The sequence below is a fragment of the Bacillus sp. FJAT-27445 genome, from assembly GCF_001510665.1.
In the GTDB taxonomy this organism is placed as follows: domain Bacteria; phylum Bacillota; class Bacilli; order Bacillales; family Cytobacillaceae; genus Bacillus_D.
Map to the genome: position 1 here is coordinate 342,758 of NZ_LMTI01000004.1, position 21,975 is coordinate 364,732.

Genomic DNA, 21,975 nt, shown 5'->3' on the forward strand with positions numbered 1-21,975 from the left:
ATATAAAGGGGAGTAACCAAAGTGCCAGAGAAGCTTCTTGAAATCGAAAACTTAAAAACTTCTTTTTACACAGAAGCAGGGGAAGTTCAGGCAGTCCGTGGTGTTGGCTTCAGCTTGAAAAAGGGGGAAGTGTACGGGATTGTCGGGGAGTCAGGGAGCGGAAAAAGCGTCATGGCTAAATCAATTATTTCCCTCATTCAGCCTCCGGGAAAAATAAAGGAAGGCTCAATCCGGCTTCGTGGCGAAAATCTTCTGCAAAAGAAGGAAAAGGATCTGCAAAAGATTCGCGGCAACGAAATCGCGATGATTTCCCAGGACCCGATGTCCGCGTTGAATCCAGTTGTAAAAATCGGCAAGCAATTGACGGAAGTAATCATTCGCCACCGCCGTGTTGGAAAAAAGGAAGCCTACCTAATCGCGGCTCAATTGCTTCGCCAGGTAGGAATATCTTCTCCTGAGGAACGGCTTCAACAATACCCGCATGAATTGAGCGGCGGGATGAAACAGCGGATTATGATTGCGATGGCGATCAGCTGCCGTCCCGAGGTATTGATTGCGGATGAACCGACGACCGCACTCGATGTGACGATTCAGGCCCAAATCCTGGATTTAATGAAGGAACTGATAGAGAAGGAAAACATGGCGATATTGCTGATTACCCACGATCTTGGGGTAGTGGCGCAGAATTGTGAACGGGTACTCGTCATGTATGGCGGGCTTATCATGGAAGAAGGACCGGTAAAGGACCTTTTTCAAAATCCGAAGCATCCGTATACAGAAGGATTGCTCAAGTCCCTCCCGAAACGTTCAGATACCGGGAAGGAAAGACTCATCCCGATACAGGGATCGCCCCCAGATCTGCTTAACCCGCCGAAGGGCTGTCCATTTGCCGGGCGCTGCCCTTATACAATGAGAATTTGTGAGGAAAAGATGCCGCCTTATTTTGATGCCGGTGAAGGAAGGCGGACAATGTGCTGGCTTCACGACGATAGCCGAAAAGAAGGTGAAGTTCATGAGTGAGACAATTTTGGAAGTAAATGACCTTAAAAAATACTATCCGGTCAAAAGTGGCATTCTTGGACGGAACCAACAGTATCTGAAGGCTGTCGACGGTGTAAGTTTTTCTATCCAAAAAGGGGAAACATTCGGCCTTGTTGGCGAGTCGGGCTGCGGGAAGTCGACCGTTGGCAGAAGCATCATTAGGCTACATGATATTACCTCAGGGAATATATATTTTGATGGGAATGATCTTGCCTCTTTAAAAGAGAAGGAACTTAAGAAATACCGCCGGCGAATGCAGGCCGTTTTTCAGGACCCTTATGCATCACTCAATCCGACCATGAATGTATTCGAATTGATAAGTGAACCAATGAAAATTCATAGCTCTTCATCTGTTTATGAACGGAAGGAAATCATTTTGGACCTCCTCGAGCGAGTCGGCCTGAAGGAGGATCATTTATACCGCTATCCGCATGAGTTCAGCGGTGGGCAGCGCCAGCGTGTGAGTATCGCAAGGGCGCTTTCGGTCCGGCCTGATTTCATCCTGTGTGATGAACCGATTTCCGCCCTCGATGTTTCAGTTCAGGCCCAGGTGGTCAATATGCTCGAGGATATCCAGCAGGATACCGGCGTGACATACTTATTTATTGCCCATGACCTGTCAATGGTCCGGCACATCTCAAGCCGTATCGGTGTCATGTATTTAGGCAATATGGTTGAAATCGCGGAAAGCAACGAGCTATACAAAAATCCTTTGCATCCTTATACACAGGCGCTGCTATCGGCGATTCCGGAACCGGATACGACAAAGGCAGCCCGGGAGCGCATCATCCTGAAAGGCGAGGTGCCAAGCCCATTGAACTCGCCATCAGGCTGTAAGTTCCGCACCCGGTGCCCATTCGCCATGGAGATTTGCGCCCAAGTTGAACCGCCGATGCTGGATGCTGGAAACGGCCATCACGTTGCCTGTTATCTATATGGAGGAAAATAGGGGAGGTAAAAAACATGCAAAAAGAAAGGCTGGCATTGAACCATGCTCTGATGATTGAAATGGTTCGCTCGAATGGCGTTCAGGACAGTGAAATCCTGAAAATGGTTGAAAACGGGAATTCTACAGAGTTTGAGAGATTTGGAGAAGGAATCCCAGATTGGCAAACGCTGATTGATTTTTACAATAACAATCCCGAGAAGATCAGAAGTGCTATCCTAAAGGGCTATAGGATCACCTTTTTAACAAAAGGCGCTCTGAAGTCGCTGCTTGGGATTAAGTTCGGGCTGGAGAGAGATGTCGAATTCCGGGACGGCGGCTTTTATCTGGATCAGGTGAAGCTGTCGGGGAATCAGCTGAATGAACTCAAAGAAATCATTTCCGCCAACTGGCAGGTAATCGAAGAGCATCAAACCGATGGAATGTATGAACTAAAAATTGCGTTAGTAAATCCTCCAATTGAATAGGAGGAACAAAAAGGCTGCCTCAACAACGAGGCAGCCTTTTTGTTAATGAATCATATTTCCTCTACTGGCTAATTGAAGTACAAGGAATTATTAACCTGGATGGTGGAGGAATAACCTTTGAGAAAAACGAATATTCAATTAAGGTGGTCTTAAGTAGTTCAATTTTAATAGCGGGAGGTTTATATGCTAAGTAAACATGTGATTGAGGATGTACTCGCAGCAGCTTTAACGACAGGCGGTGATTTTTCCGAGATATTCATTGAGGACCGGTTTACGAATAATCTCACCCTTCAGAGCGGGAAGATTGAAACAGCATTGTCCGGACGCGATTTTGGTGTCGGGATTCGGGTGTTTAAAGGATTACAGAGTATTTATGCGTATACAACAGATTTTAGCAGGGAAGGCCTTTTAAAAGCAGCAAATAATGCGGCCCAGGCTATTAGAGGAAAGGCGAAATCCCGGCTGGTCCCTTTTTCCCAGCAGCCTGTTGAATCCATCCACCCAATTCACATTTTGCCTCGGGAGGTTGAGAAATCCAGCAAGGCAGCAATTATGACAATGGCATATGAGAAGACCAAAAACTATCATTCTTCGATTTCCCAGGTTACCGTACGGTTTTTGGATGAAGAACAAAATGTCCTGATCGCCAACTCGGAAGGAACATTCATTGAAGATAAGCGGGTTCGTTCCCGGCTTGCGATTCAAGCTGTAGCTGTCCGAGGAAATAAAATGGAATCTGGCTTTTACGGCCCCGGTGCCCATCAGGGATTCGAATTCTTTGAAAACCTCAATCTCGACCATTATACGAACGAAGCAGCCCGCATTGCGGTGACGATGCTGGATGCCGCCCCATGCCCAAGCGGAAAATTCCCTGTCATCATTGATAATGAATTCGGCGGGGTCATCTTTCACGAAGCTTGCGGCCATGGGCTGGAAGCTACAGCGGTTTCCAAGAACAACTCCGTGTTTGCCAACCGGATTGGGGAGAAGGTTGCGCCGGAAATCGTTTCATATATCGATGATGGTACGCTGCTGAATGAGTGGGGTTCTATCAATATCGACGATGAAGGTGAGAAAGCGCGAAGAAATGTTCTGATCGAAAATGGTATTTTAAAAGGATACTTAATTGATAAATTTAATGGACGGCGAATGGGGATGGCGTCCACGGGTTCTGGAAGAAGGGAATCCTTCCGGTTTGCGCCGACTTCAAGGATGACGAATACCTATATTGCCCCTGGAAAATCAACGCCTGAAGAAATCCTTTCCAATACCGAGCATGGCATTTATGCGAAGTATATGGGTGGCGGGCAGGTCAATCCTGCAACCGGTGACTACAATTTTGCGGTCATGGAGGCGTACGAAGTAAAAAACGGAAAGCTCGGGCAGCCATTAAAGGGGGCTACTTTAATTGGAAACGGCCCGAAAACCCTCCAAATGGTCGATATGGTTGGGGACAATTTGAGCCATGGGGCAGGGATGTGCGGTTCCCAGAGCGGAAGCATCCCGGTGAACGTGGGCCAGCCGACAATCCGTGTCAGCGAAATCACTGTCGGCGGGACAAAGGGGGAATAGGTGATGACGATCCAGGAATTGCTGTTTCAGGAGGCTGAAAATAACGGGTTTACCGAAGTAGAGATTTATTTTGAAAAGAAAGAAGTATTTGGCTGCCAGGTGTACAATGGGGAAATCGATCAGTATGAAATTGCTGAGGATGGCGGCCTGTCATTTCGCGCGAAGATGAATGGGAAGATGGGTTACGCCTATACGGAAAAGATTGAAAAAGCATCCATCCCCTATCTGATTGAGAATGCGAAGGAAAATGCCGGGATTTTGAATGATGAAGAGACTGAGGAAATTTTCTCTGGAAGTAGCCATTATGAAGATGTGGAGTTCTTTTCGGAGCCATTACAAGAAGTAGGGATTCCGGAGAAAATCCAATTCATTAAGGACGTTGAAAGGGAGCTCCTTGCCATCGACTCAAGAATAGAGGCCACAGATTATTGCGGCATCCGAACCGAATCGGTTATCAAAACACTTGCTAATAATAAAGGTTTGAACGTAAGCGAAAGGCAGAATTTTTTATATGTATTTGTTGAAGCGATAGTGAAGGATGGTGAGGAAAAGAAAACGTCCTTTGAATTTAAAGTGACAAAGGATTTTCATAAGTTAAACGCCAGGGAAATTGCCCAAAAGGCTGCCGAGGAGGCCCTTGCTCAATTAGGTTCGAAGTCAATTGAAAGCAGGAAATATCCGGTTCTGCTCAGAAACGTTGCGGCGGCTCAGCTTTTGGCTGCATACTCCGGCAATTTTTCCGCTGAGAATACACAGGCCGGCACCTCCCCATTAAGGGATAAATGTGGAAAAGAAATTGCTTCGGCCAAGGTATCAATTGTGGATGACCCATTTCTTGAAGAAGGCCTTGGCTGCCGAACCTTTGATAGTGAGGGGGTAGCAACTAGGAAACTGAAGGTTGTAGAGTCAGGAGTGCTGCAATCCTTGCTCCATAATCTAAAGACTGCTAAGAAGGATCAAACGTCCACCACAGGGCATGCTTATAAAAATTCCTATAAGGCGGCTGTCAAGGTCGGGCCATCCAATTTTTATATCGAGCCGTCATCGATGGAGTTCAATGAATTGCTCGGCAGGATGGACGAAGGGATTTTGATTACGAGTCTTTCGGGGCTCCATTCGGGTGCAAACACCGTATCAGGAGATTTTTCGGTCGCTGCGAATGGGTTCTATGTGAGGGACGGTAAAGTACAGTATCCAGTCAACTTGATGACGATAGCCGGGAATTTTTACGAGATGCTGAAGGATGTTGTGGAAATAGGTTCCGACCTGACATTCCCGCTCACACCAATCGGCTCTCCGTCACTATTGGTGAAATCTTTATCCGTTACGGTTGAATAAAGGCCAATCGGTGTTTCGAGGCACCATATGCTTGTTTGCTAGAAGCTGTCTCGCCAACAGGCTGTAGTTGAACCACAATTGGGAGATCTGAAACATGCAAAACAAGCATAAAATGAAGCAAAGGGACGGAATCTGCTGCCTCAAAGAGGGTGCAGACCGCCCCTTTTTCGTTTTACAGACTCAGTAATTCCAATGGTGGAATGGATAACCTCCGTGCCAATGATGGTGATGGTGCCAAGGATAGCCGCCATAACCATATCCTGGATAACCGCCGTATCCCATGCCGTGACCATGATAACCGCCGAATCCCATACCGTAGCCAGGATAACCGCCGTATCCCATACCATAGCCTGGATAGCCGCCAAAGCCCATCCCGTAACCCATGCCTCCAAACTGTCTCTCCATATTTCTCTCTCCTCCTCAAATTCATTCAGAACATCATATGTTTAATTGGGTGGGCTGGAATGGACATTTGCCTAGGTGTAGGAGATATTTTAGCAGTTCCTTATTTTTCACTCTTTCATGTTCTTACATGAAACAGAGGACGTATCCAGTGCATCAATGAGGCACTGGATACGTCCCCTGCTTCACTGCTTCACTTTCTATAGGATTTGGATGTCCAGTGAGTTGACTTGTGAGACGAGGAGTTCTTCATATTTTTTTTGGGCAAGGTAGTTGATTTCCTGTTCATTGGCTTTTGGGTTTTCTTTTTTTACTAGTGAGATGACATCCTGCTGTACTTTTTGGGTCAGGACAATCATTTCGTATTGGGTTTGCTGTTGTTTCCAAAACTTCTCACTGCCATATTCGGCAATCATTTGATTGGCAATTTCATACTTTTCATACTGCTCTTTTATATCCTCCAGCTGGCTGTCCACTTCTGCCGCGGTTGCTTTATGGCCTTTTTCTTCTGCAAGCATGGCTGCCGAACGGAGCCGGATGATCTGGGTGAGCAATTGGTTCTGATTTTCATTAACCTTGTCCTGGGCATCCCAGTAGGCGAGGGCATCCTCAAGCTCTTTCCCGCTATATTTCTCCTTGTCCCTTTCCCGGTTTATTGCCGTATGAAGCTTGTTGATAAACCGGTAAAATTCTATGTGTTCCTTCGTTATAGGTTCGCCGTTGATGGTTGCGACGCCATCCGGCTTTTTCACTTCAGCTTCCAGAATCGTTTCAGTTTCATGGCCATCCTTTTTGAACTTTAGGGCAATAGTATACTTACCCGCCATGGGGAGTTTTGCTTCTGTTTTATAAACTCCTTTTTCACCCTCTATAAAATCCGCCTTTATTGTCCCATGGTCCATTTCGGCCATCTCCAGCTCACCGGTAATATCCAGGTTTGAAGCCGGTTTCCCTTTTTCGGTTACAGCAATTTCAATGGCGGTAGCCTTATTGTTAAGAAATTGGATCGGACGTGTTAGCTCTGCGTCATAATCAACTTTTCCGCTGCAGCCTGTAAGGGCCATTGCGGCTAAAACCATCCATATCAGCTTCTTCATCATTATCCAAGCCTCCAAGTTTTTTCTTTTTCAAAAATTCGCCGACTTCATATTTTTCCATTTCCCCGTCTTCAAGATAGGCTACATGGGTGCAAACCTGCTTGATTTCATCAATATGGTGGGAAGACAAGAAAATTGTTTTTCCCTTCAAGGACTTCAGAACCTCAAGAATTTCTTTTCGCCCAATGGGGTCAATCCCGCTTGTCGGTTCATCAAGAATAAGCAATTCCGCATCTGAATAGAGAGTGATGGCGAGTCCGAGCCGCTGGAGCATCCCCTTGGAGTAATTTTTTACGAGCTTATCCCGGTCTTCCCAGAGGCTGACGGACTTCAGGAGTTCCTCAGTCCTGCTATCATCTACCTTCCCCGTGGCCGCTTGCGCAAAAAAACCCATGTTTTCCGCGCCTGTTAAAGACGGATAGAGGAGAAATTTCTCCGGAAGGTAGGACACCGACTTTTTCCAGTTCTTGTTTTTGGCCTTCACTTCTATTCCATTAATAAGGACGCGTCCTTCATTTACCGGGAGGAGGCCTAGCATGCTATTCAAAAGAGTTGATTTTCCGGCCCCGTTTCTGCCGACTAGGGCACAAATCTCGTTTCTGGAGATTTCAAGATTGATATTCTTTAAAATCGCCTTTTTTCCAAATGATTGGCTTAGATTTTCAAGAGAAATCATTCTATACCCTCCTTTTTATGAAAAACAGCAGCCCCAATGAATGAAGCGGCAATCCAGAATACGGTGCTCCCGAGATAAAAGTAGACAGGTTTTGCCCACATGAACGATTGGAGCAGCCTTGACATATGGCTGTAGGAAGTTACATTCATTGCGGTCTCCAGAAAGATCCTTACCGATTGCAAAGGGCTAAGGAAATAGGCTAGGGAAAACAGTTTCACATTTTCGTACGTCACCTTAGGTAAATACGCCAATAAGAGGAAATCATGCAGAAAGAAGAAGTAAAACCAAATGAAAATGGCAAATCCGATAATCTGCATTCGGTTCCGGCTGATACTGCCCACAAACACCCCGAGTTGCATGAACACTATGGCAATAGTGAAAATTGATAAAAGAAAGATGGCATATCCGGTAAAATTGATTAAAAAATTAAATTTTAAAAGAACCAAATAAATAATAAACCAGACGGCAAGCGGGACCAGGAAAACGGCCTGGAGTGCCAGGGATTTTTTTAGTAAAAAAACGGGAAAGGTATCCGTTTTAGTTAAGAGCATGACCAATGTCTTTTGCTCTTTTTCCTGATAGACGCTGAATGCGCCGATAAAGAGGCATAAAATCGGAATTAAGTACATCAGTGTTTCAAACAAATTAATCAGGAGTACATAAAAACCCTGGTCAAACGAAAGGGAGGAGGAGTTGAACAGAATGCCGGCAGAAACGGCGATCATGACTGCCAATGAAAGCCAAAGCCCTTTTCCTCTTACGGTTTCCTTCCATTCTTTCCAAATATAATGCATAGCTGATGTCTCCCTTTAAAAAGTAATAGTAAGGCTGCGAAAAAGGCTGCTGCACCGAACATCCATAATCTATTCCTATTGTCCGGGCTAGTTGAAATAAGCGGATGGGCATCCGTGAACATGATTTCGTCGCCATTCAGCAGGCTGTTCAGCTTCTCGTAAATTTTCAGGGCTGGGCTTTTTAAAAACAGGAATGAAAGCTCCTGATCTTCTAATAATTGAAAGAGGGAAGAGCGGTACGTAATGGGGAAGTCCCCTTTTCCGTCCTGGTCCAGGTCAGGGAGAGGGAGAGTCTTTCCCCAATAGTTCCCTTTATCCTTTAAGCTCCACTGGTTATTGGCTCCCTGGCCGCCAAGGGCAACCGCGGGAATGGTATTTTCCGAGACTGTATTTTCTGTGAAAACCTGTCCGCTTGAACTTGCCCAAAGCTCAATGCCGATTTGGTTCTGGGTGATCTGGTTGCCGATGATCATTGTTCGGTTTGCCTGATCCGAATAAATTCCGCGCTGATTAAGATAAAATATATTATTTTCAATAACAATGTCATTTGTCTGCTGCAGCAATATACCGAAGGACCGGTTGCCGTAGTTGAAAATGAATTGGTTTTTTTTGAGTTTAATATCATCCGACTCCATGATGGCAGCTCCGCCGGTATTGAATGTGAAAATATTTTCGCTGAGGCTGTTGTTATGTGAGTACATGTAATGAAGACCATAGCGGGTATGGCTGATTTTATTTCCGACTATTTTGTTTTGATTGGAATAATCGAAGTACATTCCGTCCCGGGTGCCTTCAATCGTATTTCCCTTAATTGTGTTCTTATTTGAATAATAGACATGGATGCCATTTCCCTGGGCGGCAATTTCATTTCCGCCTGTACCAAGGATTTTGTTGTTTTTCAAAACATTGCCGTACGCTTTACTTAAATAGATTCCGTGAAAAGCATGGCCGATTTTTACATTCTCAATTTTATTGTCGTTGGTAAAAACTTTAATCGCAGCATATTCTTCAGGGGCATTCCTGTCCATCCCGCCATTGTTGACTGTCAGATTGGCAATCGTTACCCCCGGTGCTTTAACCGAAATCACGTTCCCTTTGCCGTCCCCTTTAATGACTGTTCCTTTTGTGCCGAAAATTTTAATGCTCTTTGTTATAACCAAATTTCCGAGATATGTTTTTCCTTTGAGGAACAGGGTTTCTCCATCTTTCATGGAATTGATTCTGTTCTGTAAATCTTCTGCTGCTGCGGTTTTTTCAGGCCCAACGGCTATTAGTAAAAAAAATAAAGAAAGAAAGAAGAGTTTTTTCATCATTATACTTTTCTGTCCTTCCATAGAGGAACCAGAAGCAAAACAAACGCGATTAGGATAAAGTAAGCGCCCTTATCAAGGTAGCTTGTTGTAATGAAATTGGCCAATGTATTTTCTCCTATAATGGGCGGTACAAAGGGATCGATTTTAATGGGCGCGTCCGGGCTTAAATTCGTTCCAAAATTTTTCAGCCACCGATGCAAATCATACACTCCCAGGATCCCCCCAATACAAAACAAGCCGATCAGACCGTAAAGAACCGTTTTTCTCCGCAAGAGGGCTGTCAGAAGAGTAAGCGCGGCCAAACCCCAAACTAAATAAGTAAGAAAACTCAGTTCCGGGAAATTTTCTTTGCTGAATTGGGCCATCCCAATATAATGGTTCAAACCGTTTACGATATCTATTTCTCCTTCTAGCTTGTTGGGATAAACAATAATGTTCAGTCCTTCGGGATATTGCGGGGCCACGAATTTCATCCCCCACCAGGGAAAATAAGTGGATAGAAATATGATTAGCGCGGCAATCCCGATAAGGAAGGCCGATATAAGTGAAAGTTTATTGCTTTTCATCTCGCATCACCTTTCTTTAAAACAGAGGAGGTATCGGTTTTTGCCTGATACCTCCTCCTGAAATCCATTTTTAAAGGAACATGTTTATTTTTTTGGCTTCACCAGGAAATAACCTGTCATTTCCTGATGAAGAGCCGAGCAGAAGTTTGTGCAGTAGAGCGGGAATGTTCCAGCTTTATCAGCCGTGAACGTTACAGTATTGGTCTGGCCTGGCTGCACTTCCATGTTCAGGTCATAGCTGTTAATTGCAAAGCCATGTGTAATGTCCTGGTCAAAATCGATATTAGTCAGGTGAATGATAACCTTGTCACCTTGATTCACTTCAATTTGGTCTGGGCGCTTTGCTTTTGCGTCAAAAACAAATTTCGAACGCATCGCAATCCCGTATACATGGACTTCATTTCCTTTGCGGACAATTTTTGTGTCCTCTTGTTTATAAACCGCGTCCTTATTCTTTTTATCTTCAGGATAAACAGTAATAGTTTTTATTTTATCCGCCTTGATCATCTGGGCATAATGCGGCTCAGGGTTAACGGGTGCCGATTGAATGACCTCCATTTTTTTGCCGGACAGGTCGATCAGCTGCATGGACTCTGGATGTGAAGGGCCAACAGACAGATAGCTGTCCTTGGCGATTTTATTTAGGGCAATGATGTACTTTCCATCTGGAGCAACCGTATCGCCTTCAGCTGCAACAGAATGGCCTGGTGAATATTGGACCGGTACACGGTCGAGCGTTTCACCTGTTTGTGGATTCCATTTTACAATTTCGGAGGTAATGAACATGGTTGTATAGGCCATACCTTTATCGTCAAACTGAGTGTGAAGCGGCCCGAGTGCGTTCTCCGGATTGACCTCGCGTTCCATAACGGATTCATAATTCAGTACAGGAATGCCGTTTCTTTCCCCTTTAAAATCCTTATTTTCGACCGCTTTGAATGCCTTTTCAAACGAAAATACAGTCATCGCCGGAGCCAATTTCCCTGAGGCAATAAAGTATTTCCCGTCTGGAGTTACATCCACACCGTGCGGGGATTTGGCGACAGGAACGAGATATATGCCGCCTTTGTGTTTTTCAGGAAAAATCATTTTTTGCCCTGTTACAGTATCATATTCGCCGTCCTTGACCATTTTTTCAAGTTCTCTCCAGTTGAACAGAACGACGTAATCACGGTCCGCCTTTGAGGCATTAATTTCAAGATTGGTTGTCGCTTCTTCTGTATTGTAGGTTGTCAAAACGGCCCAATCCTTGGACATTTTCTTTCCAGCGTCGGAAAGATCAAAGGACCATGGCGGAAGAGCTACCTGATATGCGATATTGAGCTTTTCCTTTTTTTCATCAAAAGTAACGGCAGACATTACACCGCGGTATTTTTCACTGTAATCATCCAGCTCGGCGTATTCGCTTCCGATTGGGACCGCGAATCGTGTTGGCAGAAACATGTACTCCGTGTTTTCGGTTACGAATGCCGCGCAGTGTGGGCCGCTTGTATTCGGGACATTGATGATATCGCGTACAGTGAATGTTTCAAGGTTCATAACGGCTGCCCGGCTATTGCCGACGTCGGTCGCAAACATATACTTTCCATCATAGTCCCCGTTCGTTTCGGAAAAGGCGGGGTGATGGAGATCTCCCCAGGTATAGCCGCCGAGCATTTTCTTGGAATGATCATCCCAGCCGTAGCCGGTTGCTGAATCCTGTGAAAAAACCGGGACGGTCCTAATATGCCTCATCGATGGAACGCCGTAGATAAACATTTGGCCGGAATGGCCTCCAGATGCGAATAGGTAATATTCATCCTTTTTGCCGAATGGGACATATACTTTCTCGGCATTCGATTTCGTATCAGCAACCTGGCCTTCTTTGGCGGTACTAGGTGAAAAGTCGCCAAAGAACAGTGTCGCCGCCGTAAATCCCGCGAGGAGTCCCGAAGCGGCAGGAATCCATTTTTTCATGTTTTATTGCACCCCTTTAAAGTAAGTTTTATAAAAAATTGGTTTGGTCCAATCCGGAGTTTATTTTTTCTCGGATGCTAGCTTCAAGAGATCAACGATTTGGGTAATTTCCTCATCCTTTAACGGATTGCCGCCAATAACTCCCGACATTACCGCGGATGTTGGTTCCTTCATGAATTCATTGATCGGTTTTCCATGCTTTCCTTCTACATTCTTGAAGGCATTGGTCAAATCCGGGCCGGTTGCGCCTCCCTGAAGATTCAGGCCTTCCACTGAGTGGCAGCCGAGGCATCCTTTTACGGAAAGGATATCGGAATCAGCTGAAGTAGAAGTTTCCTGCACCTTTCCTTGGTCATTATCTTCCTTTACTGCTTCCTGCGGGGATGCCTGTTCTGTTTTTGCTTTGGAGACATCCTCCCCGCTCCCGTTAATCACTTCAAAGACGACATAGCCAACACCCAGTCCTAAAAATGTACAAATGATGAATGTAAGTATTGAACCTTTCATCCTTCCCCCTCCTCCTATGCGTTAAGCAATTTCATTCTAATTGAGAAGGAAGTATCAAATTGTGACCTATTGCACACCTAAGTGGGAATAATGTGAAGATTTTGTGAAGATAGGAATTCGCTTTTCACAAGATTCATCAGGGGGAAAACAGTCGGAAAAGTTCCTCTAAAAACCAGTTTAGGCAGGGGAGGTGTGGAATCCATCACACCCTTGGAAAATCATTAAGTATAAAATTGGAGTGTTCCTTACTTTCCTCGGGGGAGAGATGCTGGTCAGAAATATCATAAAGATTAGCGGTATGTGGTGGCAGTACCTTTCCGTCAACCATCGTTTATCAATTGAGACTGAAATGGAGGAGTTTAAGCTTGTTGAAATTTCTTGTTTTTGTTTTACTGCCTATTACACTAGTATTATTGGCTATTTTCGCCCAAGAGCTTTTTGAACTACATAAACAGGAAAAGGAAGAGAAAAAGAGCCTTGTAAGGGAAGGGATGGAAGGATACCTGGATCAACTATTCGGATATCGGAATGCGAAGGTATTCAAAGTTGTTTACGATGCCGATGGCAATGAAAGGTATATGGTATATTTCCCATCCTACGCCTGGTTTAAGGAACCAACCTACAAGTGGTACGAAGTCTATCAGGTTCAAAACGGCTACCGGCACAGTGAAATCACAAAATAACAAACGTGATCCAACTTGTAAGGCCATTTTTACGAACTCGGAAACCCGAAAAAGAATAAAGCAGTAAAGCAGGGGACGTATCCAGTGCCTCAATAAGTCACTGGATACGTCCCCTGCATCTCTGTTTTCATCTCACTTAAGAGATTTGCGCTATGTATTCGGCGTTTGATTGGTGTTCGTCTTTGCTTTGGACTTTATCGATTTTCTCGACAAACATGTTGAAGACCCTTTTCTTTTCTTCAAGGTCCTTAATTTCTGACTTTAGTTTATTGAATCGTTCCTCAAACGGTCTATGGTAAATTTCGCGGATGGTTCGGATAATCTCTTCGTTGACTGTGGACTGGGTGACCTGCTTGGTAATGCTGAACTTATAATTGTACACCACGAGCTCCTGCTTTACCTTTTCGTATTCCTTATCGATCTCCGCGAGTAATTCTAAAATTTCCTCTTTCCATTCATTCAGTGATTTTTTTAAGTATGATGAATCCATAACCCTTCTCCTTCACGGTAAAATATACGAGAAAATGCTTCTTCCATTCTAGCATGCGTAAATTACAAGGAGTTTTCGGGCAAGTTACAGTTTTGGGCCAGTAGATTAAAAAGAAGTAACAACAAAGCTACTAAAGCTACTTTTAAAATCCGGATTAGCGACAAAGATTGGCCAAGATCCGGAAAAGGTGTCCCTCAAATCAGGATGAGTGACAAAGTATGGCTAATATCCGGAAAGGATGTCACTCAAATCCGGATGAGTGAAAAAAACTCTGGCTAAAATTGTCGTGGCAGAAATCAACACATTAGTTAAACACTTTTTGTAGAAGTGTCAATCCTTTTTGCCACCCTCATCTTCCTCCACAACCTCCTGGATATCGACGTCCTGATGCGCGATGATTCCCTGGGCGTATTGATTGAGGGTATCCAGGCCAGTATCTTCACCCAATTCATAGTTGAATGAGTCGTTTGTCTCTCTTTCCTCCAAAGAAGCAAAAAGGTCGTGTATATCGGCATTGTCTCCGGAAACGGTGCCGAATCCCTGGTTATGCTTTTTATAGCTCGTAAAGCCGCTGGGAAGATTGTTTCCGAGATTTACGCAAGAGGCGCCCTCGACTGTTCCAATGTTGATTTTGCCGATAAAAAATGATGGGGAAAATTTATTCATCGTTTTTATCCTTTCCGTCAATTAGGGAATAAGAAACCGGGTTGCCACTAATCAGTACCTGAATATCCAAGTCGCTGGTTTCTGTTTCCGATGATTCCATAACATTATCCAACTCGGGCTCATCCAGTTTCTTTTTGGTATGCACCTTTGGGGAAAAGGTATTGCCAAGGTTCAACATCCCGCTTAATTCCTTAATATCCAATTTCTCTAGGTGAAAGGCGAGTTCCTCAAGGTTCAGTTCATTTAGATGAAGATCCTTTATCTGAATATCAAAATGGAATTTCGCATTCTTAGAATCTTTCATGGCATTTTCGAGCCTGTCCAATCTTTCAGCAAAATCCTGGAGGCTTTCAATGATTCTTTCTGTACTCATTAACCTCAGATCCTTTTAATAGTCCATTTTTATCCTGAAGAAAGAGAGAATGGTTATTATCAACCTTGCTGCCCTTTCCTTTAATCGAACCGAAGCCCTCGTTTATTTCCGTTTTGCTGATTCTTCCGTCTTGAATGTTTGTCCCTAAAAACAGGCCTGATGAAGAATGGATTCTGTTGATTTTCAATCCGCTGTATCGAATGACCGTCATGGCGCTCCTCCTCGCAGGTATCGCTTTTAATGGTATTAAAAAGGAATGGTAATTGTTAAAATTCCGTTTTCCAATTCTGCCTTCATGTTACCTGTTAAACAGTTTTCAGGAAGGATGATTTTTCTTTGAAAAGGGCCGTAAAACCTTTCCTGCTGGAGCATCTGTTTGAAATCGTCAAATAATGGAGGGATAACTCCGCTGATGATAATGCTGCCGGCGCTTATACCAAGCTTTACATCCTGAGGCTTTGCACCTGCTAAGTCCGCTGAAATAAAAAGCGAGTCTTCTGTACGGATGCAATCTATACGCGGGCCAATTAAAGGGGCGACTTCTGTCAAAAGCTCCATGAAATCACTGCCCAGAGTTTTTTTTATTCGGGAACGATGGCCCTTCTTTTTCACAGGTTCACAACCTTTCGAATGAATAAGCGGAATAAGCTTTACTATTACTTATATGTAAAAAAAGGGCTCTAATGCTACGAGATTCAATGTTTTAGAGAAACTGCGCCTTCCTCCAGTCCGTTTCAAGAGGTAAGCGGGTGATTAAAGCGGAAATCAGCAGCAAAGTTTAACAAAGCCATTAATAAAAAAGCAGCCTTGCCGCAACTTGCGGCTAGGCTGAATTTCGCTCTCTTACCCTTAAAGTGTCTGGCCTTGCCCGCTTGGTGATATGTTAGCATTATTCATTTGGCCATCAATAAAGTCCAGGTCGTTAATGACAGATCCGTTAGCTGAATTAAAAACGTTCCCCGCGAAAAATCCTTGCCCGTTATTCACCTTCCTGTGGGCGGCCCAGCCTGGGAGTTGGTTCTGTCCAACTGAGACGGCTGAATTCGTATTCTGGGAATTAATATTGATTGCTCCAACTCCGAAGGTAATTGCCACCTAAATCCCTCCTCCTGAAGGCCGGTAAAAAATTATGAGTGTGTGAATTGATTGATTTGGGAATCAATTATATCCTGGTCAGAAATATAGGTAGCATTTCTTTCGTTTTGTATGTTGCCAATCATTCTTCCCTGGCCGGCATTTCGTTTGCTATGCGAGCTCCATCCATTTAGGTCATTTTCACCAACGGTTAGGGCTGCACAGGAATCAAGCACATTTACATTTATCCCAACGACATCAACATGATTAAGACTGCTATTGGGCCCGCGTTCTATAATGCTGAAGGCATTACTGTTAATTGGGGTATCCACTAAATCATTGTCAATGACATAGCTATAGTTCCCGGAAATCTGGCTATTGCTCATTGACCCAAAGCCGTAATTCGTTTTACGGTGGGAAGACCAGTTATTGGCATAATTAATGCCAACAAAAATTCCTGAGGCTGTATCAATGGAATTCACATCAATATGATCAACAATTACCCGGTTCCTGATTCGATTCCGTCCCATTTTCATACCAATCTCCTGGTTTTTATGACAAATATATAGTGTAGACTATGCTTCAATCTAAAAAAAAGTTCGTTATCCTAAATGAGGGACGATGGTTCCTGGCAAAGGATGTTTCGTAAAAAATGGAGCAAAGCTTTTCCTTTGAAAGCTGCTTAAACTTACGCATAGAAAATGCCCGCTGTTTTTCCTTGACTACTCATTTACCGGGGGTATACTTCTTAATAAGGCAATTGGGAAAGGGTTTACAATTTAAGAAAGTGAAGCAATGACGTCTATTTTGCCGCACGATATAAAAGAAGAAAATAAATTACGGCAATGGGGGCAGCCATTCTTGTCCTCCGAGGATAGAATTATGGAGATTATCTCAGAAGGTGACGTGAATGGTATGATCCGAATTTTTAATAGTGAACAGGAAGTTGCTCGCCAAATTGCCAATGAAATGAAAGAGCATGTAATCAGCGAAGCAAATCCAGTTTTATGTTTGGCGTCAGGCAGCACTCCCAAAAAATCCTACCAGCTGTTTGCTACCGACATGACAGGACAGCATGAGCTGAAAAAAGTGAAATTTGTAAGCCTTGATGAATGGGTCGGAATCCGCCGTGAATTGGAGGGCAGCTGCTATCAAATGCTTAATCAGGATTTATTTTCTCATTTGGAGCTGAAGCCACAACAAATTGAATTCTTTGATGGGACCGCTGATGATCTGCTGGAGGAGTGTTCGAAAATTGATCGTTTCATAGAGGACCATCCAATAACGTTCAGTTTAATTGGGGTGGGCATGAATGGCCATATTGGCTTGAATGAGCCTGGGTGCCAGTTGTTGGCTCATAGCAGTGTGGTCGATTTATCTGAAACAACAAAGGAAGTGGCCCAGAAGTATTTTTCAAAACCAACAAAACTTGAAAAAGGCATTACGTTGGGATTAAAGCAGATAAGGCAAAGCAAGCGTGTGATTGTAGCGATTACCGGTGAAAGGAAAGCTGAAATCGTAAAGGAAATGGCTTTTCTAAAGGAGAGGAAACTGCCTGCCCAGGAGCTACTTGGCTATGAACATATTGATTTCTATTTGGATAAGGCGGCAGCGAAACATCTAAAGTGTAATTAAGAGAGTTATAGAGGAAAAGTCGGAAGGAGAAGCATATGAAAAAAGTAAAAGTGGCATTAGTCGGGGCGGGCAGCATCTCGTTTGCGCTTGGCTCCCTTCAGGATTTGGTCCTGTCACATAGGCTTAAAAATGAAGTGAACCTCGAAATCGCCCTTATGGACATTGTCGATGAAAATTTAACAAAATCCTTTGCCTACGCGAGGGAAATGTTTACGGAATTCTCGCACCCGGCAAAGCTTTGGAAAACGACAAATCTGGAAGAAGCACTGGCCGGGGCTGACTTTGTCATTTCTGCAATAGAAGTAAACCGATATTTTTACTGGTCACAAGACTTCCATATCCCGCGGCGGTATGGCAGCAAACAGATTTACGGCGAGAACGGCGGCCCTGGGTCGATGTTCCATACACTAAGGAATTTGGGCCCGATGCTCCATATCGCCCGTACAATGGAAAAAGTTTGCCCGGATGCCTGGCTGCTCAACTACACAAATCCCGAGGCGAAACTGGTCGAGGCAATATCTAAATTAACATCTATTAAAATAGTAGGCCTGTGTCATGGACTTGATATGGGGGTTGACCAAATCTCGAAGTTCCTTAAAATGGGCAAGAGTGACTTCGGCTTCGAAGGGGGAGGCCTGAACCATTTTGGTTTCTTTACGAAAATATGGGATAAGAATACGGGCGAAGATTTATATCCGCTTTTCCAAGAAAAAGAAAAGCAGGCCAACCGCCTCGCCCAGTATGACCATATTTCGCTGTCCCGGACGATGTACCACATTTACGGGCTCTATCCATACCCTGGCACAAACCATATCGGGGAGTATGTCTCATTTGCAGGTGATTTTTACGCCGGGCTTCCGTTGCAGTTTCACTATGACCCGGTGAGGGAAAAGCTATGGGAAAAAGATTCGAGGACACCGGAATTTGTTTACTGTGCCAATGGCGGCGTACTTGATAAAGGCTTATTTGAAGAAAACATGACCTATGAAGAATGGGCGGAAACCGTGTTCGTTTTTAAAAAGGAGAATGTCCATAAGAGCGGCGAATATGCGGTTCCGATTATAGAGGCGATTTTCTTTGATGATGAAATAGAAATCAATTCAGCTAATTTGCAGAATTATGGCGCCATCAAAGGCCTGCCTGACGATATGGTTGTCGAAACGCAGGCTGTCGTGAATGGTGAAGGGATCAGATTGAAACCGATGACGGTTGAGTTGCCAACAGCTATCATCGGAACGATCCATATCCAAGGAATGATCCACAGATTGCTGATTGAGGCTTACGAGGAGAATTCAAAAACGAAGCTTTTGCAGGCGATTTTGCTTGATCCGCAGGCGCCAAGCTATTATCAGGCATGCGCCATGATTGATGAAATGTGCGAACTGCAAAATGACATCCTTCCTTTGCTGGAGTGGAAATAATTAAAAGAGCCGCCCTTCGTATTAAAAGAAATGGGCGGCTTTTTCGTATGTAGGGATGCTGGACTTCATCATCAAATTGGATTGCCGCTCCTGGAGGGCTTTGCTCCCGGAATCAAGCTTTTTCCAAATGGCCACGACAAATAGAAACATCAGCAAAGGGATGAGGTAACTCTTTGCCTCCAGAAAAAGGGAAGTAGAATTGTGCGTGGTGCGATAGAAAATACCGCCTTTATCCTGGCCGAGGGTGCCATTGAAACCGAATCCCCACGTCCTTGAAACCATCTAGCCCGGTCCATTTTAACAATAAATAAAGGAACGGGAAAAAGCCGGCAACCAGCAGAAGCTGAACAATCATACTGCCCGATCTGGCGATAGCTACATTTAAATATACATCCAAAAATATTACCCCAAGTAAAGCTTTTATGAAATGGATTGTCTTCAAAAAAACCACCCGCCATCCAAATAAGATATTCTCTATAATATCACGGTGAATAAATAGTTAAAACTTTCAATTAATGGTTTTTTAAACCATAATAAAAATACATAAAGATTCATAATTTCTCCCAAGATAAATACCTTTAACCTGATTAATCTTTTTTTGCGAGGAAAAACCAATACGAGGGGGAATCTTTATTAAGGCGATTGTTTATGGCAAGTATGGCCCGCCGGATGTTTTGGAAGTAAAAGAAGTGGAGAAGCCAGAGCCTAAGGAAAATGAAGTATTGGTTAAGGTACATGCGGCATCGATGAATTTTGGGAATTTGGTTCTTTTAAAAGGTGAACCGTTCCTGGCCCGGTTTGCTTTTGGCCTTTTAAAACCGAAATACCCTATACCCGGAGGCGACATAGCTGGCCGGGTGGAGGCGGTTGGAAAAGGCGTCAAACTGTTCAAGCCGGGGGATGAAGTGTTTGGTGACTTATCCGGGAGCGGATGGGGCGGTTTCGCGGAGTATGTAACAGCTTCAGAACAAGCCTTGGCGCCAAAACCATCAAACCTGTCGTTTGAGGAAGCCGCCTCGGTTCCAATGGCGGGGGTCACAGCCCTGCAAAGCCTGCGTAATAAAGGTAAAATCAAGTCCGGAAAAAAAGTTTTAATCAATGGGGCCTCTGGCGGTGTCGGAACGTTTGCGGTGCAAATCGCCAAATCCTTCGGCGCGGAAGTAACCGGTGTTTGCAGTACTAGAAATGTGGAGATCGTTCAATCGATTGGAGCCGACAAAGCAATTGACTATACCAAAGAGGATTTTACAACGAAAACGGAGCGGTATGACCTCATTATCGGCGCTAATGGGCACCATCCTATTTCTGCTTATAAGAGATGTTTGAACCCGGACGGGATCTTTGTTCATGTGGGAGGCTCCGGGGCCCAAATGGCGCAGGCATTGCTTTTAGGCCCATGGATTTCGATGGCCGGAAGTAGAAAGATTGGCAGCTTCTTGCAAAGGCCAAACCAACAGGATTTGTATTTTATGAAAGAACTGCTTGAGGCAGGCAAGGTAAAGCCTGTTATTGATAGAAGTTACACGTTGGATGAGGTTCCCGAAGCTTTCAGGTATTTTGCAGAAGGGCATGCGCAGGGAAAAGTAGTCATTACAGTATAAGGCTTAAAGAGATAGCTCTTTTGGCAGGATTAAAGCAATGAGCGAATCAGGAGGGGGGAAGTGGAAATCAACCGGCAAATTCAATTGTTTAATAAACAGGCTAACCGGTATGCGAAGCCACTCAATCAAAATTCATTCAATTACCGTTTGAGGAAAAAACTTTTGCATTCGGCCAATGGAGACATCCTTGAACTTTCGGTTGGAGCAGGAACAAATTTTCAGTTTTATCCGAGAGACGCGAAAATTACTGCTGTTGATTTCAGCCCATCCATGATTGAAAAAGCCAGGGTAAAGGCATCGCAGGAAAGGTTCGCTGTGGAGTTTTTGAGTGCCAATATCGAAGAAGCTGAACTAGAGGCCAACCGGTATGATACAGTCATCTCTACCTTATCGTTATGCTCTTACCCGAATCCCGAAAAGGTACTTGAACGGATGGCTCAATGGGCAAGGCCGGATGGCCAAATTCTTTTAATGGAGCATGGGCTCAGCTCGAACCCCATTTTTGGCTGGCTGCAGAAAAAAGCCAATCATTTTCTTTTGAAAAAGTTTGGCTGCAATCACAACCGGGATATTGTAAAGATGGTTGAAGCATCCTCATTCCAGGTTAAAAAAATCGAGAGCTTTTGGATGAATTCGGTTCACCTAATTTGGGCAAGCCCCGGGAATAAATAAGCAGGGAAGGTTCCTTGAATGGACACCTTCCTTTTTTTTATTGGAAAAAGCCGTGAGGAGTCTGCCCCCGTTGATCCTACTCTTAACAGGCAGTAAGACCCCCCCACTGATGAAATTTTTCTTTATCCAAAATTCTTCTTGAAAAAATCGAGCTCCATAACGGTTGAAATTTCTCTGAAACCGAGCTTTTTATACATGGCTTTTGCCGGGTTGCCTGCAAACACGTTGAGCTGGATGGTGCCGATGCCGCGGGATTGAAGTTCTTGGATGGCTGCCTCCATCAGCTTCTTCCCGATGCCAAAGTTTCTGTATTGTTGAAACACGTATAACTGGAGAAGTTGGCCGGTCACATTGCCGGTCAGCGGATTCCAATCAGACCCAAGCAAAATCCAGCCCCTAATCTCGCGGTTGTAGTCGTCAACCAGATAATAAGCACCATCTTTCACAATTGGCTGAAACATGTTGTAAGCATTCGCCATATTGTTGGGGGCGTATCCCGCGGTGCTTTCCTCGACCACATGTCCAGCAAATCTAAGAATATAGTCTGTCTCTGTTTTACTGGCTTTTCTAATTGTCATACAGCACCTCAACAAGAAAGTAATATGTAATACTATATCCCCTAACCACCCTACATGTGCCTATCCGACTGATGCAGTGAGGGAGGGGATGTTTTCTACTAAATGGA

At 44.3% G+C, this 21,975-nt stretch carries 27 protein-coding genes; 10 read left to right on the plus strand and 17 right to left on the minus strand.

Annotated elements, in window-relative coordinates; genetic code table 11:
• Positions 1–21: 21 nt before the first annotated feature.
• The 5 genes from AR337_RS13385 to AR337_RS13405 all read left to right on the plus strand — a co-directional run bounded on the left by AR337_RS13385 (position 22) and on the right by AR337_RS13405 (position 5,364).
• The gene (locus tag AR337_RS13385; RefSeq protein WP_059172518.1) at positions 22–1,020 is read left to right on the plus strand and encodes an ABC transporter ATP-binding protein; all 999 of its coding nucleotides are present in this window, start codon (positions 22–24) and stop codon (positions 1,018–1,020) included.
• A complete protein-coding gene (locus AR337_RS13390) occupies positions 1,013–1,990 on the plus strand; it encodes an ABC transporter ATP-binding protein (protein WP_059172519.1) in 978 nt (325 codons plus the stop codon). The genes AR337_RS13385 and AR337_RS13390 overlap by 8 nt, the downstream gene beginning before the upstream one ends.
• A gap of 14 nt (positions 1,991–2,004) precedes the next feature.
• Entirely contained in the window at positions 2,005–2,454 is a 450-nt protein-coding gene (locus AR337_RS13395; protein WP_059172520.1) for a hypothetical protein, read from the plus strand.
• A gap of 183 nt (positions 2,455–2,637) precedes the next feature.
• The gene (locus AR337_RS13400) at positions 2,638–4,026 is read left to right on the plus strand and encodes a TldD/PmbA family protein (RefSeq protein WP_059172521.1); all 1,389 of its coding nucleotides are present in this window, start codon (positions 2,638–2,640) and stop codon (positions 4,024–4,026) included.
• Positions 4,027–4,029: 3 nt separating this feature from the next.
• A complete protein-coding gene (locus tag AR337_RS13405; RefSeq protein ID WP_059172522.1) occupies positions 4,030–5,364 on the plus strand; it encodes a TldD/PmbA family protein in 1,335 nt (444 codons plus the stop codon).
• Positions 5,365–5,504: 140 nt separating this feature from the next.
• Here the strand turns inward: AR337_RS13405 and AR337_RS13410 are convergent, their stop codons facing one another.
• The 8 genes from AR337_RS13410 to AR337_RS13445 all read right to left on the minus strand — a co-directional run bounded on the left by AR337_RS13410 (position 5,505) and on the right by AR337_RS13445 (position 12,675).
• Positions 5,505–5,756 carry a hypothetical protein gene (locus AR337_RS13410; protein ID WP_059172523.1) on the minus strand — a complete coding sequence of 84 codons (252 nt, stop codon included), beginning with the start codon at positions 5,754–5,756 and terminating at the stop codon, positions 5,505–5,507.
• 210 nt (positions 5,757–5,966) lie between these two features.
• Positions 5,967–6,866 (minus strand): FixH family protein, encoded by a 900-nt coding sequence (locus AR337_RS13415; protein WP_059172524.1) that lies wholly within the window; start codon positions 6,864–6,866, stop codon positions 5,967–5,969.
• Complete coding sequence (locus AR337_RS13420; protein WP_082686976.1) at positions 6,799–7,539, minus strand: ABC transporter ATP-binding protein; 741 nt, start codon at positions 7,537–7,539, stop codon at positions 6,799–6,801. The genes AR337_RS13415 and AR337_RS13420 overlap by 68 nt, the downstream gene beginning before the upstream one ends.
• Positions 7,536–8,333 (minus strand): ABC transporter permease, encoded by a 798-nt coding sequence (locus tag AR337_RS13425; protein WP_059172525.1) that lies wholly within the window; start codon positions 8,331–8,333, stop codon positions 7,536–7,538. Before AR337_RS13425 ends, AR337_RS13420 begins: the two co-directional genes overlap by 4 nt.
• The gene (gene nosD, locus AR337_RS13430) at positions 8,297–9,646 is read right to left on the minus strand and encodes a nitrous oxide reductase family maturation protein NosD (RefSeq protein WP_059172526.1); all 1,350 of its coding nucleotides are present in this window, start codon (positions 9,644–9,646) and stop codon (positions 8,297–8,299) included. The genes AR337_RS13425 and nosD overlap by 37 nt, the downstream gene beginning before the upstream one ends.
• Positions 9,646–10,212: a hypothetical protein gene (locus AR337_RS13435; protein WP_059172527.1), complete on the minus strand. Its 567-nt coding sequence runs from the start codon at positions 10,210–10,212 to the stop codon at positions 9,646–9,648. The genes nosD and AR337_RS13435 overlap by 1 nt, the downstream gene beginning before the upstream one ends.
• Before the next feature lie 84 nt (positions 10,213–10,296).
• Entirely contained in the window at positions 10,297–12,168 is a 1,872-nt protein-coding gene (gene nosZ, locus AR337_RS13440) for a Sec-dependent nitrous-oxide reductase (RefSeq protein ID WP_059172528.1), read from the minus strand.
• Positions 12,169–12,228: 60 nt separating this feature from the next.
• Entirely contained in the window at positions 12,229–12,675 is a 447-nt protein-coding gene (locus AR337_RS13445) for a cytochrome C (protein ID WP_059172529.1), read from the minus strand.
• 365 nt (positions 12,676–13,040) lie between these two features.
• Here AR337_RS13445 and AR337_RS13450 point away from each other — a divergent pair, with 365 nt between their 5' ends.
• Complete coding sequence (locus tag AR337_RS13450) at positions 13,041–13,358, plus strand: hypothetical protein (RefSeq protein WP_059172530.1); 318 nt, start codon at positions 13,041–13,043, stop codon at positions 13,356–13,358.
• A 136-nt stretch (positions 13,359–13,494) separates the two neighbouring features.
• On the opposite strand, the gene AR337_RS13455 is transcribed toward AR337_RS13450, so the two are convergent.
• The 7 genes from AR337_RS13455 to AR337_RS13485 all read right to left on the minus strand — a co-directional run bounded on the left by AR337_RS13455 (position 13,495) and on the right by AR337_RS13485 (position 16,497).
• Positions 13,495–13,848: a hypothetical protein gene (locus tag AR337_RS13455; RefSeq protein ID WP_059172531.1), complete on the minus strand. Its 354-nt coding sequence runs from the start codon at positions 13,846–13,848 to the stop codon at positions 13,495–13,497.
• A gap of 330 nt (positions 13,849–14,178) precedes the next feature.
• Positions 14,179–14,514: a hypothetical protein gene (locus AR337_RS13460; RefSeq protein ID WP_059172532.1), complete on the minus strand. Its 336-nt coding sequence runs from the start codon at positions 14,512–14,514 to the stop codon at positions 14,179–14,181.
• Complete coding sequence (locus AR337_RS13465) at positions 14,507–14,887, minus strand: hypothetical protein (RefSeq protein WP_059172533.1); 381 nt, start codon at positions 14,885–14,887, stop codon at positions 14,507–14,509. The genes AR337_RS13460 and AR337_RS13465 overlap by 8 nt, the downstream gene beginning before the upstream one ends.
• Positions 14,865–15,098, minus strand: a complete 234-nt coding sequence (locus AR337_RS13470; RefSeq protein WP_059172534.1) for a hypothetical protein — start codon at positions 15,096–15,098, stop codon at positions 14,865–14,867. Before AR337_RS13470 ends, AR337_RS13465 begins: the two co-directional genes overlap by 23 nt.
• 35 nt (positions 15,099–15,133) lie before the next feature.
• Entirely contained in the window at positions 15,134–15,445 is a 312-nt protein-coding gene (locus tag AR337_RS13475) for an Hsp20/alpha crystallin family protein (RefSeq protein WP_156424399.1), read from the minus strand.
• Between the two features lie 291 nt (positions 15,446–15,736).
• Positions 15,737–15,982 (minus strand): hypothetical protein, encoded by a 246-nt coding sequence (locus AR337_RS13480; RefSeq protein WP_059172536.1) that lies wholly within the window; start codon positions 15,980–15,982, stop codon positions 15,737–15,739.
• A 32-nt stretch (positions 15,983–16,014) separates the two neighbouring features.
• Positions 16,015–16,497 carry a hypothetical protein gene (locus AR337_RS13485; protein WP_059172537.1) on the minus strand — a complete coding sequence of 161 codons (483 nt, stop codon included), beginning with the start codon at positions 16,495–16,497 and terminating at the stop codon, positions 16,015–16,017.
• 259 nt (positions 16,498–16,756) lie between these two features.
• Here AR337_RS13485 and AR337_RS13490 point away from each other — a divergent pair, with 259 nt between their 5' ends.
• Together AR337_RS13490 and AR337_RS13495 are read left to right on the plus strand one after the other, a co-directional pair.
• Positions 16,757–17,596 carry a 6-phosphogluconolactonase gene (locus AR337_RS13490; RefSeq protein WP_253701719.1) on the plus strand — a complete coding sequence of 280 codons (840 nt, stop codon included), beginning with the start codon at positions 16,757–16,759 and terminating at the stop codon, positions 17,594–17,596.
• A gap of 35 nt (positions 17,597–17,631) precedes the next feature.
• Positions 17,632–19,017, plus strand: a complete 1,386-nt coding sequence (locus AR337_RS13495) for an alpha-galactosidase (RefSeq protein ID WP_059172538.1) — start codon at positions 17,632–17,634, stop codon at positions 19,015–19,017.
• A 21-nt stretch (positions 19,018–19,038) separates the two neighbouring features.
• Here the strand turns inward: AR337_RS13495 and AR337_RS23205 are convergent, their stop codons facing one another.
• Positions 19,039–19,299, minus strand: a complete 261-nt coding sequence (locus AR337_RS23205) for a hypothetical protein (protein WP_156424400.1) — start codon at positions 19,297–19,299, stop codon at positions 19,039–19,041.
• A gap of 350 nt (positions 19,300–19,649) precedes the next feature.
• Between AR337_RS23205 and AR337_RS13505 the strand changes: the two genes are divergently transcribed.
• A complete protein-coding gene (locus AR337_RS13505) occupies positions 19,650–20,618 on the plus strand; it encodes an NAD(P)-dependent alcohol dehydrogenase (RefSeq protein WP_059172540.1) in 969 nt (322 codons plus the stop codon).
• A 60-nt stretch (positions 20,619–20,678) separates the two neighbouring features.
• Positions 20,679–21,290: a class I SAM-dependent methyltransferase gene (locus AR337_RS13510; RefSeq protein ID WP_059172541.1), complete on the plus strand. Its 612-nt coding sequence runs from the start codon at positions 20,679–20,681 to the stop codon at positions 21,288–21,290.
• A 122-nt stretch (positions 21,291–21,412) separates the two neighbouring features.
• Here AR337_RS13510 and AR337_RS13515 read toward each other — a convergent pair whose 3' ends face one another.
• Positions 21,413–21,868: a GNAT family N-acetyltransferase gene (locus AR337_RS13515; RefSeq protein WP_059172542.1), complete on the minus strand. Its 456-nt coding sequence runs from the start codon at positions 21,866–21,868 to the stop codon at positions 21,413–21,415.
• Between the last annotated feature and the right edge of the window lie 107 nt (positions 21,869–21,975).